Below are 675 nucleotides of genomic sequence, written 5' to 3' on the forward strand. Positions count from 1 at the left end.
CGGTACTCACCGTGGTCGGCCTGCAAGTCGGCACATTGCTGGCGGGTGCGGTCCTGACCGAAACCATCTTCTCGTGGCCCGGCATCGGCAAATGGCTGATCGAAGCCATTGGCGCACGGGATTATCCCGTGGTGCAAAACGGCATCCTGTTAATCGCCTGCCTGGTGATTCTGGTGAACTTCGTGGTGGATATCCTCTACGGCTTCGCCAACCCACGCATCCGTCACCAGCGCTGAGATCATGACCATGACCACACCTACTCCCGCGGTAGCAGTCGATCAAAGCCTGCTGTACCCGTCCCCGTACAAAGAATTCTGGCAAGCATTTTCCAAGAACAAGGGCGCCGTTGCCGGCCTGCTGTTCATGTTGCTGGTGGTGTTTTGCGCGCTCTTCGCCCCTTGGGTGGCCCCGCATAACCCGAGCGAGCAATACCGTGACTTCCTGCTGACCCCTCCGGCCTGGCTGGAAGGTGGGCAGATCCAGTTCCTGCTGGGCACCGATGAACTCGGTCGTGACCTGCTGTCGCGCCTGATCCAGGGTTCGCGCCTGTCGCTGCTGATCGGCTTGTCGTCGGTGGTGATGTCGCTGATCCCGGGGATCCTGCTGGGCCTGTTCGCCGGTTTCTTCCCGCGCCTGCTCGGCCCGACCATCATGCGCCTGATGGACATCATGCTG

The 675-nt window shown here is 61.0% G+C and carries 1 protein-coding gene and 1 pseudogene; both read left to right on the top strand.

What is annotated here, in order from left to right; genetic code table 11:
- Positions 1 to 236: ABC transporter permease subunit (locus HX846_RS34185; RefSeq protein WP_178967147.1), on the top strand; the 236-nt coding region annotated here is incomplete at its 5' end.
- A gap of 10 nt (positions 237 to 246) precedes the next feature.
- Positions 247 to 675 (top strand): annotated as a pseudogene (locus HX846_RS34190) (dipeptide ABC transporter permease DppC); the annotation flags it as partial.

Origin of the sequence: Pseudomonas sp. K5002 (assembly GCF_013386655.1) — a bacterium.
Lineage (GTDB): Bacteria > Pseudomonadota > Gammaproteobacteria > Pseudomonadales > Pseudomonadaceae > Aquipseudomonas.